Raw genomic sequence first — 18,330 nt, forward strand, 5'->3', positions numbered from 1 at the left:
TCTTTAAACGGACCAATTACTCCAAACAGCTGGACACCATTGTACATATAAATCACGTGATAAATTACAACAATGCAAACCGTAATCCAGCGAATATTATCCAAATATATTCTTCTTGTGTTATCCATACTTTTCCCACCTTTGCAATTATTTTTAACATATTTTAGCATAAAAAGAGTGGTCTTACGACCAACTTTCCTTAACATTTTCTACTGATTTTTGTTAAAAATCATTGCATTATGCTATACTTTCGTTTACAGCTTATTTTCATAATGTCTGTATAACGCTCCCTTAGTCATTCCAAGATTCCCTGCAATCTGACTACACTATTTATAAACCGTATGATTGGAATGATTTCATGGAATTAACAAAAAAATCCCTATAACCGATAAAAGCCGGGAAAACAATCATCTTCTCTGCATATTAGACCGGGGAATTGATGATATGGAAGCTGGTCGTGAATTGCCACTGGAAGATGCTTTTCTTGTACCCTGATAAGTCAGTATTCCTTTTTCTCCTTCCTTCAACTCTCTAAATGATTGATTATCAACATTATATGCAGCTTCCACTGGAATCAATATATAATCAGCAGCCACCAGTGCATTAATCGTTACCATCCCCAGTGACGGCATACAGTCGATCAATATATAATCATATTTATGCATTATTTACGAGGATTGCTACAATAAAATCGCCGATAACTTGAGTAAACTTCGCTGAAGATTTCAGACCTCGATTTTTACTCAACTTTTACTCATTTTGTACTCAACTAATTGCATTTTTTGACGATTTTCAGTGATGCCTGAAGATAATTTAGACTTTTTAGAAAAAATTAGAGAAAAAAAGCCCTGAAAATCTTATAATCACTTCTAAAACGTAGTGTTTATAAGACTCTCAGGGCCTATAAATACTTAAATTTAAATAGAAAATTAATCTTTACAGATTATTTACCCATCTGCTTTGCAACTTCTTCTGCAAAGTTCTCTTCTTTCTTTTCGATACCATCACCTGTCTCGTAACGTACGAAACCTTTAACAGTAATCTTAGCGCCGTTTTCTTTAGCAACCTGCTCTACATATTTAGCTACAGACTGTTTTCCGTCTTCAGCTTTAACGTATGTCTGGTCAAGAAGGCAGATTTCTTTAAGCTCTTTTTTGATACGTCCTGTGATCATTCCTTCGATAACCTTAGCCGGTTTCTGGGATTCTTTCGGATCGTTCTGGATCTGAGCCATAAGGATTTCTTTCTCATGCTCAATGTATTCTGCGCTTACTTCGCTATCGCTTGTGTACTGTGGTTTCAGAGCTGCAATCTGCATTGCTACGTTCTTAGCCATTTCTTTAACAGCATCGTTAACTACGTCTGTTTCAACGTCTACAAGAACACCGATCTTACCGCCCATATGTGTGTAGGAAGCAACGAAACCGTTCTCTTCTGTAACCTGAGCAAATCTTCTGATGTTCATGTTCTCGCCGATAACTGCGATCTGAGCTGCAAGAGCTTCTTTAACAGTCTTAGTTGTATCAAGTGCCCATGCTTCTGCAAGGAAAGCATCGATATCTGCTGCTGTTGTGTTCATAGCCTGAGCTGCTACATCTGCAACGTAGTTCTGGAATTTTTCATTCTTAGCTACGAAGTCTGTCTCAGCGTTAACTTCTACAACAACTGCTTTCTTTCCGTCTTCGGAAACTAAAGTTTTGCAAAGACCTTCTGCTGCTACACGGCTTGCTTTCTTCTGTGCTGTAGCAAGACCTTTTTCGCGAAGGAATTCTACTGCTTTATCCATATCACCTTCTGTAGCTGTAAGAGCTTTCTTACAATCCATCATTCCGGCGCCGGTCATTTCTCTTAATTCTTTTACCTGTGCTGCTGTGATAGCCATTTCATTTTCCTCCTGAATAATATTCGTAAATCGCCCGGAGGGGCTTTTCCTTTTTCAATGACAGGAAAGCCTGTCGGCTTTCCTGTACTGGTTCAAAAAATTATTCTTCTGTAGCTGCGAACTCTTCAGATTCAGCTTCGATTTCACCGTCTGCATCTGCAGTACCCTGTTTTGCTTCGATAACAGCGTCTGCCATTTTGGAAACGATTAATTTTACTGCACGGATTGCATCATCGTTACCCGGAATTACATAATCCAGTTCTTCCGGATCGCAGTTTGTATCGCAGATACCGATAAGCGGGATTCCTAATGTATGAGCTTCCTGTACGCAGATTCTTTCTTTCTTAGGATCTACGATGAAGATTGCATCCGGAAGTCTCTTCATTTCTTTGATACCACCGATGTTTTTCTGTAATTTTGCAAGTTCTTTTTTCAGCTCAATAACTTCTTTCTTAGGAAGAACGTCAAATGTTCCATCAGCTTCCATAGCTTCGATTTCTTTCAGTCTTGCAATACGGCTCTGGATAGTTTTGAAGTTTGTAAGCATACCACCTAACCATCTCTCGTTTACATAGAACTGTCCGCAACGCTCTGCTTCTGTTTTGATAGCATCCTGAGCCTGTTTCTTTGTTCCTACGAATAAGATGCTTCCACCGTCTGCTACGATATCAGCGATTGCATTGTAAGCATCGTCAACCATACCTACAGACTGCTGTAAGTCGATAATGTAGATACCGTTTCTCTCTGTGTAGATGTATGGAGCCATTTTAGGGTTCCATCTTCTTGTCTGATGTCCGAAATGTACGCCTGCTTCTAAAAGCTGTTTCATTGAAATAACGCTCATGTTTGTTCTCCTTTTTGGTTAATTTCTTCCGCCCGGTTCTTTTTCCTGGGGACCCAGCCTCACACCGCAGGGCACCATCCGCGGGAATCTCCGAACGTGTATATTTTTGCACGCGCAATAGATGCGCATGACTCGCAACTTCTGTAGTATAGCATACAAAAACCCTCCATGTAAAGAGGGTTTTTTGCAAATTTTTTATTATTTTTACAGGTTTTTCAGGATCTGCCAATGCTGTCTTTCAGTTTTTTCTCTTCTTCAGCAGTCAACTGACGGCATTCTCCTTTTTTCAGGTCATCCGGCAATGTTAATACTCCCATGGAAATTCGTTTCAGATAGACCACTTTCTTTCCTACTGCTTCTGTCATTCGCTTGACCTGATGGAATTTGCCTTCTTTGATCGTAAGCTGAATTTCCGAAGACCATCCTGACGGATACTGTTCCAGTTCTGCCTCTTCCACTTTTCTGGTTCTGAGGATTTCCAGTTTCGCAGGCATAGTCGGATTTTTTTCTCCAATCTCCAGACCCTCAGCAAATCTCTGTACATCCTCTTTTGTCACGCAGCCATCTGTGACAGCATAGTAAGTTTTGTCTACATGCTTCTTCGGAGAAAGAAGTTCATGTGCCAGTGCTCCGTCATCTGTGATCAGAAGCAGGCCCTCTGTATCTTTATCCAGTCTTCCTACAGGAAACATATCTTTCCTGTCTGACGGCACCAGTTCCATCACTGTTCTGTCACGCTTATCCTCTGTTGCACTGACATAACCTGCAGGTTTGTGCAGAAGATAATAGACGAATTCCGGTGCCCTGGAAACTCTGTTTCCATCCAGAATTACTTCATCCTCTTCACTGACCTTGATCTCCGGTTTCTTTGCAGGCACACCGTTGATCCGGACTTTTCCTTTTTGAATATATTTTTTTACCTCACTTCTGGTCCCTGCTCCTGCATCTGCCAGAAACTTATCAAGACGAACTGCTTTTCCCATCACATTCTCCTGTTGATTATCATCTGCTTTCTATGGCAGATTTTTTTATATCATTCTCTTCTTTTTTCTTACACTGTACACTTTTTCGAAATGAGTAAGGCAGCACACTACGCCGGCCAGCAGAATCAGATAGATCAATATCAAAATCTGCACACCGTATTTCATGGAAAACAGATCCAGTGCATATTCTGTAATAAGCAATGACCAGATATTCGCTCCCATATGAAGCAGCATACTGCTGTAAATATTTCCACTCATTTCCAGTATCCATGCAAATGCTGTTCCAAGGATACTTGCGTATATTCCCTGCACGATATTTCCGTGATATATACCAAAGACCACTCCGGAAATCACTGCTGCCACCGGCAGCTTCATCCAGTCACGCAGACGCAGATAGATTAACCAGCGAAAGATCATTTCCTCTGCTGCCGGCGCAACGATTCCCATCCAGAAAATCATCATAAAAAGTGATTTTCCTTCTGTAATTCTGGTCATGCTCTCCTGATAGGTGCTGCTGTTGATAAATGACTGAAGTATTGCCATCAGGAAGTTTCCATATTGTGCAAATCCGGCTCCTGCCAGAAGTAAAAGAACTGTTTCCGATATAGAAAGCGGTACTTTTTTCTGCGCCGGGATCAGGCCGCTGGCAATTCTTCTGACTTTATCTCTTCGATAAAAATACAATGCCGGGATCATAGCCAGGATTCCTGTTAAGCCTGTGAGAAAAATCGTGTAATTATAGTATGTCTCTGCCGAATTTTCTGCTGTTCTTGCAAATACTGCCAACGCAGTCCCTGCAACGATCTGCGAAATCACAAAATGGATTCCTGCCGGATATCCTGCCCTCCAGATTTTAGAAACAATATTTTGTTTTCGCAGAGGGCTCAGGCGAAAAAATCTACGATTCCTTCTGCAGAATCAACGATTTTCAGAGGTTTTGCCTGTTTAAGCTCTTCTTCAGTTCCATATCCGAAAGAAACTGCAATACATTCCAGGCCAGCTTTGCGTGCTCCGTATACATCATGTTCTTTATCTCCAACCATAATAACCTGATCTCTGTGTTTGTCCATATTCAGACGTTTCAGAACATCTTCGATCACTTCTGTCTTGTTTGTTCTTCGACCATTCAATTCGCTTCCGCCGATTTCTGTGAAGTACCGGGTAAGTCCAAAATGATCCAGGATCTGTCTCACATATACTTCCGGTTTAGAGGATGCTACTGCGAGAATATATCCTTTCTTCTCCAACTGTGCCAGCATATTCTCAATTCCCGGATATACGGCATTTTCAAAGATTCCTGTCACAGAATAGCGTTCTCTGTAAATTTCCACCGCCTGTTTTGCGGTTACCTCATCAATCTGTGCATATTGCATAAACATCTCCATAAGCGGCGGTCCTATGAAAACCTTCAGTTTCTCAAGGTCCGGTTCAGGCTTTCCAATTCTCTCCAGTGCATACTGAACAGATTTCGTGATACCCTCTCCGGATTCTGTTAATGTTCCATCTAAATCAAACAAAATTACTTTGTACATAGGTTCCTCCTGTCTCAGAAAAATTGATATAATATGATAAATTATAGCATTGTTTTCCTGAAGCGTCTATGAGGAAAAAATCCAGGGATTCATTTTTATCAGCTTTCCGCCTTGAGAGATAACCAACAATTCTATTTCTTTTACATTTTCATCTTCCATATCCGGTATGATCCAGTCTCCTTCCCAATGCCAGGGACATTCTGTTTTGTTAAGCCGAAAAGAAAGAATCTGAACAGAGCCCCGGGATATTATCTGAATTCGCGGGGTATGGAAACTATCTGTATTTTGTGTGCACTGAAACTTAACAGCTTCATCTTTTACATGCGTGTATTCAACAGTATCCCCCTGGTTTTCTTTATTCTGAAACACTTTGGAATTACCTGTATTCTTGTTTTCTTTTTCTGTTTTCTTTGCTTTATTTTGTTTCTTCTTATTTTTCTTTTTTGACGGCTTAGGAGTTGGGGGCTGAGTTGATTTGGGTGTTTTTGTCGGCTTCGGATTTTTCGCAGGTTTAGGTGTTGGTACAGGTATTGATGTTGGGGTGGGTTTTTCTGATATCTTAACAGCGGATTCATTATCCGTCCGGGATGTTATCTGCATATTGTTATCTGTCTGAGGTTGAGCGTTCCATGCAGAATTATTATTCCGGGCATTATTACTCTGAACGTTATTATTCTGGACATTATTATTCTGAGAATTATTATCCCACTGAGAATTATTGTTCCATTGACTGCTGTTATTCCAGTCAGTGTTATTCTGCTGTACACCATTCCATTGCTGTATATTATCCTGTGTTCCGTTTCCTGTATCAGAATCATACTGATATCCATTGTCCTGCGTCTGATCGTTCTGTGCAGGAGTTTCTGATGTGTTGTCTCCAGTCTGCCGGTTATTTTCCCACGTATTCTCCCAACTGCTCTGATTCCACTGCCGTTCCTCATGCCATTGCCAGCTGCTGTTTTCTCCATTTCCTACATCAATATCAAAACCTCCCATCTGCATGGCAGAGATAGTCGAAGTCAGACACAGACATAAACATACAAATGTCACAATCCAGAGTCTGTTATGATTTTTCTTCACTCTTAGTCATCTCCTTTTCCCACAATCTCAGATTTCTGCTGACTGTATCGTCTAACATTGTTTCTTTCGACTTATATTCTGTCCATAGTGCCTGACCGGCTTCCTTTTGCCCGGTACGGAACAGGAACATTCCATATTCACCGTATCCGGCTCTGTAAGTTTCATCATAAAGAAGCATTTGCTCATAGTAGAATCCTGCATTTTCATAATTTTCCTGGTACTCACTGTTTACTGCCAGAATCTGTAATATCTTTCTTGACTCCTCTTTTTCAGTGCATTGTTTTTGTAATTTCCGCAGTCCGGTATCTGCCTGTTCACAAATTTTTTCCCTGTCCGCTTTACTGCCGTTTTGAAATTCTTCCTGATAATAAAGGTCTGTAATATCAGTTAGCTCTTCATAAAAATCAAATGTTTTGGAGCCGGATACCAGATCAGAACTAAACAGAAGAAAAACAGTTATTACTGCAAAAGCAATACTGCTCCCTGCCAAAACCAACATGTTTTTAATTTTACTCTGATTTTGTCTCTTCTGGATTCTGCTTAGTTTTTTCTGTACAGTCTTCATATTTTGATAACGCATTTCCGATTTCTTCATGCAGCATCTGAAAATAAGCCAGAATAATGACATGTTCCGGATGAATAACAGACAATCTGTTTTTCCACATAAGGCAGATAATGTTTTTCCAAATGTATAAATATCTGTTGCTGCATTTATCTTTCCCTCATATTGTTCCGGCGCAGCAAAACCGGCAGTGCCTGTACATACTTTATGGTGATATTTATATCCGTTTACAGCACCGCCCAGATCGATCAGATATAATCTTCCATTCTCACACAGCATCAGATTGTCAGGCTTCAGATCTCCATAATAAACCGGTGGTTTCCGACCATGAAAATAGGAGAATACATCTGAAATCTCCATTCCATATTTAACGATTTCATTTATGGAAAAATGTTTTCCGCCTCTTAAATACTCACCCAGAGATTTTCCCCTGACATATTCCATAACAAGGTAACATTTTCGGTTATCTTCTATGTAATCTATCATCTTTGGCAAAGACGGATGCGAAAGTTTCAAAAGCATACGAGCTTCACTTTTGTCGGATACCGGTATTTCTTTTACCGCCCACAAAACGCCTAGTTCCAGATCTCTGGCAAGGTAAACTTTCCCTCCGCCGCCTTTTCCAACAGGATCCAGAATACAGTAACGCCCTTTTAATACAGTCCCAGATAAATTCACCGGTTCACCTCCTGTTCAATTGTTAAAAAAAATGGAAAATATGATGAAAGAATTTCATCACGCATAGATTAGATAAATACAGAATAGCACATTTAGTTCCTTTTGAAAAGCCCCATTTACAATATATGTAAACAGGGCTTATAGCAACAAGATGATTTATTACTGAATTTTATTTTTACATTCTGTCCGGTGCAGAAAATCCAAGAAGATCGATACATGTCTCCAGAACTTTCTTAGTGAGTTTCAGCAACTGGATGAAGGAAGCTTTCTGTGCTTCGTTCTCTTCGCTGAGGATCTTTGTCTCATGATAGAAGCTGTTGAATGCATTGGATACTTCGTAAATATATGCACAGATCTTATGCGGTGCTTTTTCTTCAAAGGCGTTCTCTACGGTTGCACCAAAACCTGTCAGCTGAAGCATCAGGTTCTTCTGGCTGTCGTTTACAGGATCAAGGATTGTACCTGCTTCAAGGTTGCCGCCCTCTTCTGCAAAACGGTTCAGAATAGATTTGATACGAACGATCGTATAAAGGATATACGGACCTGTATTACCTTCAAATGATGTAAATCTGTCAATATCAAAAATGTAATCCTTGGTAGCCTGATTGGAAAGGTCACCGTATTTGATTGCGGAAAGCCCTACGATCTCTGCAGTTTCTTTCGCATCTTTATCTTTCACGCTACGATTCTCAACAATCTTGGTAAACATCTCTTCGTTGATGTCTTTAATGAGAGTTTCCAGACGCATAACGCCGCCCTCTCTTGTCTTGAACGGTTTTCCGTCTTTTCCGTTCATGGTTCCGAATCCAAGGAAAGAAAGCTTTGTATCATCTTTTACAAGCCCGGTCTTTCTTGCACAGCGGAATACCTGGATAAAGTGAAGTTCCTGACGTTTGTCTACCACATACAAGATCTCATCCGGGTTAAATAATTTCATTCGCTCTACGATTGTTGCAAGGTCTGTAGTTGTATAAAGAGAAGCTCCGTCTGATTTCAGAAGCATACATGGAGGAATCTCTTTTGTGTCGTTCTCTTCTTTTACATCTACTACAAGTGCACCCTGGTCTACATAAGCGAATCCTTTTTCTTTCATCTCCTCAACCATTCCAGGAATATATGGCTGTGCATCGGATTCCTTTTTCCAGAGATCAAAAGACACATTTAATTTGTCATAGTTGCGCTTCAGGTCTGTAACGGATACGTTCATAATATGGTTCCAGAGAGCCATGTATCCCGGTTTGCCCTGCTGAAGAAGATGAGTTGCTTCCAGAGCTTCGTTTCTGTACGCTTCATCCTCTTTGGACTTGCCGCTTGCACATGGATAGATCTCTTCCAGCTCGCTGATCGTAAATGGTGCTTCCTCCGGATACTCTCCTGTGTAAGAATCATCAAAATAAACCAGCTCCGGTTTTCTGTGTTTCAGTTCTGTAATGATCAGTCCCATCTGAAGACCCCAGTCTCCCAGATGAACATCACCGATCACTTTATGTCCTACAAAGCGACCGATTCTCTTAATACTTTCTCCGATGATTGCAGAACGAAGGTGTCCTACATGAAGAGGTTTTGCAACGTTTGGTCCACCGTAGTCGATGATGATCGTCTTCGGCTCTTTTGCTGCAGATACGGAAAGTTTCTCGTCTGCTGCCATTTCCTTTAAGTAATCTGCAAGGAATTCACCTTTTACTTTTAAATTGATAAATCCCGGTTTTACGACTTCTGCCATGGAGAAAACCTGGCTGTCTTTTAAGTATGCTACTACATCATCAGCGATCATAAACGGTGCCTTCTTGTATGCTTTGGCTCCTGCCATAGCACCGTTGCACTGAAATTCGCAAAGATCCGGTCTGTTGGATACGGTTACTTTTCCGTAGGATGGGTCGTATCCGGATTTTTCAAATGCTGCGGAAAGTTCTTCCGCCATCTGTTCCATAAGTTTCTTCATTCTTTCCTAACTCCTCAGATTGTTTTATTCTACTACCACTTTTCTTGAACATGCAACTGCAATAGCACCATGTCCGATATGGCATGCAACACTTAATGATAACGGATTCTGCACAATCTCAATTCCGGGGAATACTTCGGCAATTTCTTTCTTAAATTCCTCTGCTTCCTCCTGATTTCCTGTATAAGCAGACTGCAGGCACATTTCGCCACGTTTTACGTATTCTGCGAAGCGGTTCTCCCAGTCATTCTGCACAGCCTTGAGCATGACACGTTTTGCCTGCTTCTTGCCTCTTGTTTTGGAATATGCATCCAGCTTCTCACCCTGAATCTGAAGCACAGGTTTCAGGTTCAGAACTGTTCCGATTGCTGCTGCTGCAGGAGTAATCCTTCCGCCTTTCTTAAGGTATTTCAGAGTTTCCAGAGTAATATAGATACTGGAATCCAGCTTCTGCTCTTCCAGAACCTGTTTGATCTGTGTCGCATTTCTGCCCGCATCTCTTAATGTGAGGGCATCCAGTACAGATTGTCTCTGTGTAACAGAAATTCTCTGATTGTCTACTACATGTACTCTTCCGTCATATTCCTGAGCCAGTCCCATTGCTGTATCGCAGGATGCACTCAGTCCGCTTGACATTGGAATGTGCACTACTTCATCATACTTTTCCAGTAATGTATTCCAGAGTCCGCATACATCTGCCGGCCCCGGCTGTGAAGTAGAAATAGCCTCATCATTCTTAAGTCTCTCATAAAACTCTTCCTGTGAAAGAGTGATTCCTTCAAGATAAAGCTTCTCGTTAATATAAAAAGGCATTGGAATTACGCTGATTCCAAGTTCTCTTGCCTGGTCCTGTGTTATGCCGCTGTTACTGTCTGTGACAATGGCAATTTTTCCCATATTCATATCTCCTTTGCTTCTGATCCACTTCAGATTTTTTATGTATCAATTATCTTTTCATAAAATTACAGACTATGTTCAGTTTATCATATTTTTTTATGTATCACAATCAGGAACCGCTAATTTATTGCAAAAAAATTCCGCATAGATTGACCCATGCGGAATTTTGACTGCCTGTTTCTATTCTTTTGCGATATTTATGCCAGAATCAGTCCAGTTCCCTTACGATCTTACGTACCGGCAGAACAAATGTAGGTGATACAGATAATTCATCAATCCCCATCTGTATAAAGCGTTCTGTCAATGTAGTATCTGCTCCGAGCTCTCCGCAGATTCCTGCCCAGATTCCCTCTTTATGTGCATTATCAATGACCATCTGGATCATACGAAGTACAGCTTCATGATGAGAATCATAAATATTATCCAGTTTTGCATTCTGACGGTCGATTGCCAGTGTATACTGTGTTAAATCGTTAGTTCCGATGCTGAAGAAATCAACTTCTTTTGCAAGAAGATCACTGATCATAACTGCAGCCGGTGTCTCGATCATTACACCCTGCTCTACGTCATCTTTAAACGGAATGCCCTGCTCTGTCAGCTCTTTCTTAACCTCTGCAACAATAGCCTTGATCTGTTTTACTTCTGTTACAGAGATGATCATCGGATACATAATGGAGATATTTCCGAACATACTTGCTCTGAACAGTGCACGAAGCTGTGTCTTAAATACTTCCGGTCTGTCCAGGCAGATACGGATTGCACGATAACCCATTGCCGGATTCTCTTCGTGTGCCATATCAAAGTAATCAATCTGCTTGTCTGCGCCGATATCCAGTGTACGGATGATTACTTTCTTTCCTGCCATATTCTGTGCTACTGCTTTATAAATCTGGAACTGCTCTTCCTCTGTCGGATAATTATCTTTTTCCAGATAAATGAATTCACTTCTGAAAAGACCAATACCTTCTGCATCATTAGCCAGTACACTGGCTACATCGCCTGTGCTTCCGATGTTTGCGTACAGATGAATCTTATGTCCACTCTTTGTCTCTGTAGTTTTGCCTTTTAATTCTTTGAGCATTGCTCTCTGGCGCAACTCCTCGTCTTTCTGATCCTGATATTTCTTCAGGGTATCTGCATCCGGTTCCACAATAAGAGAACCGGTCTTACCGTCTACAACTGCCATTTTCCCATCCATGCTGTCATCATATTCAATATTGATCAGCGCCGGGATATTCATAGTTCTTGCAAGGATTGCTGTATGGGAATTGGAAGAACCTTTCCTTGTAACAAATGCAAGAACTTTGCTCTTGTCCATCTGTACAGTTTCACTTGGAGCCAGATCCTCAGCAACGATAATAGATGGTTCTGCAGCATCCATATCTCCCTCATCGTGTCCTGATAATACACGTACCAGACGATCTGAAATATCCTTTACATCTGCCGCTCTTGCTTTCATGTAGTCATCATCCATCTGCGCAAACATGTCTGCAAAATTATCACCTGTTGTTGCTACTGCATACTCTGCATTTACATTCTCCGTACGGATAATGTTATCAATAGAATCCAGATAGTCCTCATCATCCAACATCATCTGATGCACTTCAAAAATAGCAGCACCTGATTCTCCTACTTCCCGGAGTGCCTTATCATACAGTTTCTGAAGCTGTTCAACTGCTTTCTCTTTTGCTTCCTGCACACGTGTGATCTCTGCCTCCGGATTTTCTACCTTCGTACGCTTTACACTTGTGTCTGCTTTCTGCAAAATAGAAATCTTTCCAATTGCGATTCCTGAAAATACGGACTTACCTTCTAATACTCTCATTACTCCAATTCTCCTTATTAAAGATTATGGCATAACTGTCTGACATCTTCACAGTTACAGATTATTTTTCAAAAACTCTCTCATTACTTCGGCATCTGCCTCTTCATTCTCGCCTTCCACATGTACTGTTATCTGATCTCCCTGTTTTACTGCAAGATTCATAACACAGAACATCCGCTTCGCATCACCACTGTCTGTTCCTTTAAAAATAGTGATATTGCTCGTAAGCTTTCCGGCTTCCTGCACAAGAAGCAGTCCGGGCCTTGCATGTATTCCAAATTTATCTTTGATGATATAGGTAAATGATACCATCCGCGAACTTCCTCCTGTATAAATAATTCTTTTTGAGATACTTCATTATAGCACAACCTGTATTTGTACTTCCATATTTTTTTATTTTTTGTACAAATTTTAGCACATTTCTTGACATCTATACAGATTTGATTGTTTTTCTGTTTAAAATCCACAGAAAAATGGTTATTGTTCACTTCGTTTTCAATAACACGCTTTGCAAGATATTACCAGTAAACAGTAACTAAAAATGTTACAGAAAAACAGACTCAATATACAAAGGTATTGTACATCAAGTCTGTTTTATCTGTGCAGTGTTTATTCACTTCTCAACGCATCAATAGGATTTAAATTTGCTGCTTTCACAGAAGGAAGCAGTCCAAATACCACGCCTATCACTGTAGAAAACAATACTGCAATCACAATTGATGGCACACTGATCGCAGTAGGCGAACCGGTAACCTTTCCCACCACTTTCGACAGCCCGATTCCTGTTATTACTCCGATAATACCGCCAATACTGGTAAGTACGGAAGCCTCTGTCAGAAACTGTCCCAGAATAGTCTTCTTACGTGCCCCGATAGCCTTTTTCAGACCAATCTCTTTGGTACGCTCCGTAACAGAAACCAACATGATATTCATGACACCAATACCACCCACAAGGAGAGAAATACTTGCAATCCAGATCAGCTGATTATTTGTACTCTCACTGAGCTTCTGCATATTCTTAACCTGCTCCATGATATCTTCAGCTTTGTATTTCATGGTTGTATTTCCACCTGTATTCAGGGCTGCAATTAAATTATTCAGCGCATCTGCTGCTGCATTTCCCACCGTACTCATAGTATCTGTGCTGTCTGCTTTCACAATTACATTCTGAGGAACATCAAATTTAAAGGAAATCGGCCAGCAACTGTCCGGAATCATCACACTTCCAACGATTGACTGATAATAAGTGTAATATTCGTCAATACTGTTGATCGTCGGCTGATAATTCTCATCCTGCCGGATCACTCCCACAATCGTATATGGTTCCTGATTAATCTCCACAGTCTGCCCTACCGGGTTCTGTGACGGGAACAGATTCTGTGCCGCATTATCATCGATCAGCGCAACTTTATTGTAATTTTTGTAGTCATCCTTTACAAATCCCCGTCCTGACTGAATCACATATCCGCAGGTAGCCAGATAGTTCACATCAATCCCGTAAACACTTCCGCCTTCCAGACTGTTATTGTTATTATAAATAGATGCGCTGGTACTGTTATAATAAAAAGTTGCATTCTCAACATGGTCCAGATCTTTCACTTCTTCTTTTACATCATCTGTCAGAATCGGTGCTTTTGAAGAATTTCCATATTCCGCATCATATTGATTATCTCCATCATACAGATAAATATTTACTGTATTGGAACCTGCACCTATCAGGTCTTCCTTAATCTGCTCACTGGTTCCCTTGATGGTAGAAACAATTGCAATGATAGACGCAATACCAATAATGATACCCAGCATAGTCAGGAAGGATCTCATCATATGTGACCATATTCCCTGAAAAGCCAGGCGTATATTTTCAAGCATAAAATGTCTCCTTTCTCAATTAATATCCATACATCTGATCCAGAGTAACTTCTTTTGTCTTTGCGCCCTCTTTCACATCTTTTCCATAAGGAAATGCAATCAGATCATCTTCACTGAGCCCACCTTTGACAATCACACTGTAACCGCTGTCCACAGTTGCACCTGCAGAAATCTCCTGTTTCTTCAGGATACCATTATCATCTTTATACACATAGTTTTTATTATTATCATTTCTGACAAAAGCCTTCTGGATAACCATACTGTTCTCTGTAGCAGATGCTTCATAATTGACAGTAACCCAGTCCTGATCTTCCAGCTGAAGTGTCTTGTCACTTACCACTGCTGTAAATGCATAATAAGACACATTTGGATTGCTGCTGCCATAGAAGCTGTTTCCGGTTACAGGATACTCTGAGACATCCATAACTTCTGCTTCAAAAGATCCACTGGTATAACTTGTGCAATCAAGTTTTGTGCCTTCTTTGATATCATCCAGCATCAGTTCACTGACAGAACCGATCACATAAAAACCATCACTGCTCTTTACTTTAATCAGGGCTTTCCCTTCCGTTGTCTCACCACCTCCGGAATTTCCCACATAAGTAACCGTACCATCCAATTTTGCACTGATAAGCTTTTTATTCGCTTTCTTTTCCAACTGTGATATTTTGATATCGCTTTCCTGAAGGTCCAGTTTCAGGCTGGCAATCTTACTCTTCTGATACTTGATGGCATCTGCTCTGGAAACAGGAGTTCCGGTAGGTTCATCATCACCACCGTCCGGATTATCATCGCCTCCATCATCCGGATTCTCGTCGTATTTATCTGCATCTGACAGTGTGAATTCCACTTCTGCAAATTCATACACCGGTTTCTCCAGAAGACTTCCGTTTACCAGATAATAACCTGTACAGGATGTTTTCAGATTATCATAATCTTCTATGGTATCATTCTGATGAAACTCCAGACGGTACCAGTAACCTCCCTGATGAACAATTTTTGTTCCATCAGAACTGTATCCTGCAAGTTTATTAAAAAATGATCCCATCACAGTAACTTTCTCTTTTGCACTGCTGCACAGATATACATATGGATCATCCTCTGTGCCACTGCCAGTAAACGGAACGGAATCTGCATCCAGTTTTTGATAAAACGGCTCGTCACCATCTGTGATATTCGGATCACCTTTTCGGTAATAAGGATCAAAATATGTGGTACGATCATCCAGTGTTGGCGTTGGCGTTGGTGATAATTCCGGTGTATCATTTTTTCCTGAATTAAAATCATCCTTCTCTCCGTCACTGAATCCATTCGCTGAGGGATCCGAATATACCGGAGTATCATTATCCGCAGATGTTCCGTCTGATGAACCGCCTGTATTTCCGGTATCTGTTGAAGCATCATCTCCCGGTAAATCTGCCTTGGATGAAGAATTGTCTGAGCCCGCATTATCCACTGCATCTCCATCTGTAAAAGCAGATAACAAAAACGGATGCATGGCTGCTGCCAGATAATTACCGGACATATCTGTTGCGGATGACAAAGTATCATCCGGTGTCATATCATCATCACCTGTATCATTATTAGTGCTTCCTGTTGTTGAATTCAGGTCATCGGCATCTGTACCCGCATCTGTTTCCTCTACAGGCCCGCCATTCTGAAGGCTGTTCAGTCTGTTCACTGCTTTATTTAAATCCTGCTCCAATTTCTGTTTTTTCAGCTTTGCTATATTCAGTTCCATTTCCACCAGAGTAGTATCAAAAGAAACCAGATGATCCCCTTTTTTTACGGCATCTCCCTTTGTCACATAAATCTGATCAATGATCAGGTCTTTATCACCGTTTACTGTCTGTGTTGCACTGGATGTAATGGTTCCGTCAAGCGTGGTGGAAGGTGTATAAAATTCCTGCAGTAATCCGCTCACAGGAGTAACCGCCACTGTTTTCTGGCTGTTTTTCTTCAGCTGCATCAATCCCGCTGTAATTCCGCTTCCTGCGATTACCACCACAAGCACTCCTGCGAGGATTTTCTTTACTTTGCCCATGAAGATCACCTCTTTTCCTGAAGGATACCATCTTTGATCGTAACCACCCTTTTCGCATGTGCAGCAATATCCGCATCATGGGTGATCATCAATACAGATACCCCCTCATCATTCAGCCTCTGGAAAAGTTCCATAACCTGCGCACCTGATTTACTGTCAAGAGCACCTGTAGGTTCATCTGCAAGAAGAAGTTTCGGGTTATTGACGATCGCCCTGGCAATGGCAACCCTCTGCATCTGACCTCCTGAAAGCTGATTTGGCTTAAAATCCACTCTGTCCGCCAGGCCCACTCTGTCAAGTGCCTTCAGAGCGCGTTCTCTTCTCTCCTTCTTAGGTACTCTCGCATAATTTAATGGCATCTCAACATTTGCCAGAGCACTCTGCTTAGGGAGAAGATGAAAGCTCTGAAAAACAAACCCTATCTTATTCAGCCGGATATCCGACATTTCATTCTCCGAACACGCCTTAATATCCACGCCATCCAGAAAGAAAGTTCCCTCTGTCTGTTTGTCCAGACATCCGATAATGTTCATCAAAGTAGTTTTTCCCGAACCGGACGGTCCCATGATTGCGACATATTCTCCCTCTTCCATAGAAAAGTCTACATTTTTTAACACTGGAACCTTCATTTTCCCCTGCTGATATTCTTTATATATGCCTTTCAATTCCAGTATCATTCGATTCCCTCCACATTGCCGTCTGCACTCATACCAGGTGCTTCATCAATTGGCACAAGTTCTTCATTCGGATCGATCATATCTTCTGAACTGTCATCTGCTGTGTCTGCGGAATCTTCCTCCATATCCGGCTCTGTAAAGCTGTCTGCGCCGGATTCCATATCTGTGGAATCAATCTGTGCGTCATCCATATTTCCATAATCAGCATCCATATCAGTAATACCGTCTGCTCCTCCGCTCATCGTCTGCGCAAGATCTCCTACTTCTGTCTTCTCACCCTCTTCCAGAGAATCTGTCGGAAATGCAATCGCATCTTTCTTTGTCAGACCGTCAACAATCTCATATTCTCCAAGACTGTCATCATGTTTTCCGAGAGTCACATATCGTTTTTCCAGTCGATTTTTGTCATTCGCTGCCCAGACATATGGTTCATTGGTATCTGTATCCAGAATATAATAATCGCTGAGCCACAGACCATCTTTTTTATCATCCTGTCCCATATCACGCTCTATATATACATGCTGTCCAAGCATAAGATCCTCTGACGAATCCAGTTCCACATAAAAAGGATAGGACGTAGAAGAAGTCTGATCATCTGAACCGGTGCTGGACATTCCCATATTCATATCACTGCTGTCGCTGTCCGAAGTTCCGTTATTCATATCAATGGAACCCATGGTTCCTTTCCAGGTTTTACTGCTGTCCACTCTGGATCTGATGATCACAGACTCTCCCGGCACAACAGAATCTCTGTTCTGTTCATTGACCTTACCTTTTACTCTGTAAGCACCTGTACTGAGAATCGTGATAAATGCAGAGCTGTCTGAACCATCATCATTTGATGACATACTGTCCATTGTACTGCTGTCATCCACAGAATCACCGTCATCACTTGTCATCTTTGATGTATCAATTTTCTGGATCACACCATCTATTTCACTTCTCACTTCTGTATTCTGTGTGGCACTCTGCAGCTTGTCAATCTCAGCCTGTTTACTCTTCTGGCTGTATTCATTTTTCTTAAGATTCATCTTATTTGTTTCAATTTCAATTGTATAAGAAAGCTGATCATCTGCCTTTGCTTTTTTCTTTTCCGCTTCAAGGGTGGAAATCTGTTCTGTCAGGCTGATCTGTTCATTTTTCAGTCTGTCCAGGTCAAGCTGTGCCTGTTTCAGGTCATCTTCAATACTGCTGAGATCATATTCAAATAGAAGTTGTCCTGCCTTGACTTCTTCCCCTGTCTTTACCTCTACTTCCTTTACTTTACGTCCACTTTCTATTTTTACGTTTACAGTTTTCTGCGGTTCTACCACACCTGCAAAACGATTGACTGCAGCCGTTTCCGTTCCGCTGATCACACTGACCTTAGATACATATACGATTGAATCTCCGGTTTTTCCCTGAGTGTTTCCGTAAAAGTGATACCAGACACCGGTTCCGATACCACCTGCTGCGATCAGGATTCCCAAAACGATAATAATACGCTTCTTCATAAGTTGCCTCCTTGATATTATC

15 protein-coding genes and 1 pseudogene are annotated in these 18,330 nt (G+C 41.2%); all 16 read right to left on the bottom strand.

Annotation, left to right across the window (positions count from 1 at the left end; genetic code table 11):
• Positions 1-554: 554 nt before the first annotated feature.
• A pseudogene (locus tag I4V44_RS17490) lies at positions 555-659 on the bottom strand (ParA family protein); the annotation flags it as partial.
• A gap of 284 nt (positions 660-943) precedes the next feature.
• Complete coding sequence (gene tsf, locus I4V44_RS02910; RefSeq protein WP_019162109.1) at positions 944-1,882, bottom strand: translation elongation factor Ts; 939 nt, start codon at positions 1,880-1,882, stop codon at positions 944-946.
• Positions 1,883-1,982: 100 nt separating this feature from the next.
• Positions 1,983-2,726: a 30S ribosomal protein S2 gene (gene rpsB, locus I4V44_RS02915; protein ID WP_008703689.1), complete on the bottom strand. Its 744-nt coding sequence runs from the start codon at positions 2,724-2,726 to the stop codon at positions 1,983-1,985.
• A 215-nt stretch (positions 2,727-2,941) separates the two neighbouring features.
• Positions 2,942-3,709, bottom strand: a complete 768-nt coding sequence (locus I4V44_RS02920; RefSeq protein WP_118575549.1) for a pseudouridine synthase — start codon at positions 3,707-3,709, stop codon at positions 2,942-2,944.
• Positions 3,710-3,754: 45 nt separating this feature from the next.
• Entirely contained in the window at positions 3,755-4,525 is a 771-nt protein-coding gene (locus I4V44_RS02925) for a CPBP family intramembrane glutamic endopeptidase (RefSeq protein WP_243100314.1), read from the bottom strand.
• Between the two features lie 68 nt (positions 4,526-4,593).
• The gene (locus I4V44_RS02930) at positions 4,594-5,241 is read right to left on the bottom strand and encodes an HAD-IA family hydrolase (protein ID WP_196002301.1); all 648 of its coding nucleotides are present in this window, start codon (positions 5,239-5,241) and stop codon (positions 4,594-4,596) included.
• Positions 5,242-5,307: 66 nt separating this feature from the next.
• Positions 5,308-6,321: a hypothetical protein gene (locus I4V44_RS02935; RefSeq protein WP_196002302.1), complete on the bottom strand. Its 1,014-nt coding sequence runs from the start codon at positions 6,319-6,321 to the stop codon at positions 5,308-5,310.
• Positions 6,305-7,561 (bottom strand): serine/threonine-protein kinase, encoded by a 1,257-nt coding sequence (locus I4V44_RS02940; RefSeq protein ID WP_118575557.1) that lies wholly within the window; start codon positions 7,559-7,561, stop codon positions 6,305-6,307. Before I4V44_RS02940 ends, I4V44_RS02935 begins: the two co-directional genes overlap by 17 nt.
• A gap of 175 nt (positions 7,562-7,736) precedes the next feature.
• Complete coding sequence (gene argS, locus I4V44_RS02945) at positions 7,737-9,503, bottom strand: arginine--tRNA ligase (RefSeq protein WP_026648788.1); 1,767 nt, start codon at positions 9,501-9,503, stop codon at positions 7,737-7,739.
• Positions 9,504-9,527: 24 nt separating this feature from the next.
• Positions 9,528-10,400, bottom strand: coding sequence for a DegV family protein (locus I4V44_RS02950; RefSeq protein WP_196002303.1), 873 nt, complete (start codon positions 10,398-10,400; stop codon positions 9,528-9,530).
• A gap of 208 nt (positions 10,401-10,608) precedes the next feature.
• Positions 10,609-12,225: a phosphoenolpyruvate--protein phosphotransferase gene (gene ptsP / locus I4V44_RS02955; protein WP_008703702.1), complete on the bottom strand. Its 1,617-nt coding sequence runs from the start codon at positions 12,223-12,225 to the stop codon at positions 10,609-10,611.
• 54 nt (positions 12,226-12,279) lie between these two features.
• Positions 12,280-12,537: an HPr family phosphocarrier protein gene (locus I4V44_RS02960; protein WP_008703704.1), complete on the bottom strand. Its 258-nt coding sequence runs from the start codon at positions 12,535-12,537 to the stop codon at positions 12,280-12,282.
• A gap of 297 nt (positions 12,538-12,834) precedes the next feature.
• Positions 12,835-14,094 carry an ABC transporter permease gene (locus I4V44_RS02965; protein ID WP_055053991.1) on the bottom strand — a complete coding sequence of 420 codons (1,260 nt, stop codon included), beginning with the start codon at positions 14,092-14,094 and terminating at the stop codon, positions 12,835-12,837.
• Positions 14,095-14,113: 19 nt separating this feature from the next.
• Entirely contained in the window at positions 14,114-16,138 is a 2,025-nt protein-coding gene (locus I4V44_RS02970; RefSeq protein ID WP_196002304.1) for a hypothetical protein, read from the bottom strand.
• Between the two features lie 5 nt (positions 16,139-16,143).
• Positions 16,144-16,815, bottom strand: a complete 672-nt coding sequence (locus I4V44_RS02975; RefSeq protein ID WP_026648793.1) for an ABC transporter ATP-binding protein — start codon at positions 16,813-16,815, stop codon at positions 16,144-16,146.
• Positions 16,812-18,308 (bottom strand): efflux RND transporter periplasmic adaptor subunit, encoded by a 1,497-nt coding sequence (locus I4V44_RS02980; protein WP_196002305.1) that lies wholly within the window; start codon positions 18,306-18,308, stop codon positions 16,812-16,814. Before I4V44_RS02980 ends, I4V44_RS02975 begins: the two co-directional genes overlap by 4 nt.
• Positions 18,309-18,330 lie beyond the last annotated feature (22 nt).

Source organism: Blautia sp. 1001283B150304_161114_C9 (assembly GCF_015668165.1).
GTDB classification, from domain to species: Bacteria; Bacillota; Clostridia; order Lachnospirales; family Lachnospiraceae; genus Blautia_A; species Blautia_A wexlerae.

Coding starts and splice junctions, on each gene's coding strand:
- tsf (WP_019162109.1), bottom strand. CDS start 1,882: ATGGCTATCACAGCAGCACAGGTAAAAGAATTAAGAGAAATGACCGGC.
- rpsB (WP_008703689.1), bottom strand. CDS start 2,726: ATGAGCGTTATTTCAATGAAACAGCTTTTAGAAGCAGGCGTACATTTC.
- I4V44_RS02920 (WP_118575549.1), bottom strand. CDS start 3,709: ATGGGAAAAGCAGTTCGTCTTGATAAGTTTCTGGCAGATGCAGGAGCA.
- I4V44_RS02930 (WP_196002301.1), bottom strand. CDS start 5,241: ATGTACAAAGTAATTTTGTTTGATTTAGATGGAACATTAACAGAATCC.
- argS (WP_026648788.1), bottom strand. CDS start 9,503: ATGAAGAAACTTATGGAACAGATGGCGGAAGAACTTTCCGCAGCATTT.
- I4V44_RS02950 (WP_196002303.1), bottom strand. CDS start 10,400: ATGGGAAAAATTGCCATTGTCACAGACAGTAACAGCGGCATAACACAG.
- ptsP (WP_008703702.1), bottom strand. CDS start 12,225: ATGAGAGTATTAGAAGGTAAGTCCGTATTTTCAGGAATCGCAATTGGA.
- I4V44_RS02960 (WP_008703704.1), bottom strand. CDS start 12,537: ATGGTATCATTTACCTATATCATCAAAGATAAATTTGGAATACATGCA.
- I4V44_RS02965 (WP_055053991.1), bottom strand. CDS start 14,094: ATGCTTGAAAATATACGCCTGGCTTTTCAGGGAATATGGTCACATATG.
- I4V44_RS02970 (WP_196002304.1), bottom strand. CDS start 16,138: ATGGGCAAAGTAAAGAAAATCCTCGCAGGAGTGCTTGTGGTGGTAATC.
- I4V44_RS02975 (WP_026648793.1), bottom strand. CDS start 16,815: ATGATACTGGAATTGAAAGGCATATATAAAGAATATCAGCAGGGGAAA.
- I4V44_RS02980 (WP_196002305.1), bottom strand. CDS start 18,308: ATGAAGAAGCGTATTATTATCGTTTTGGGAATCCTGATCGCAGCAGGT.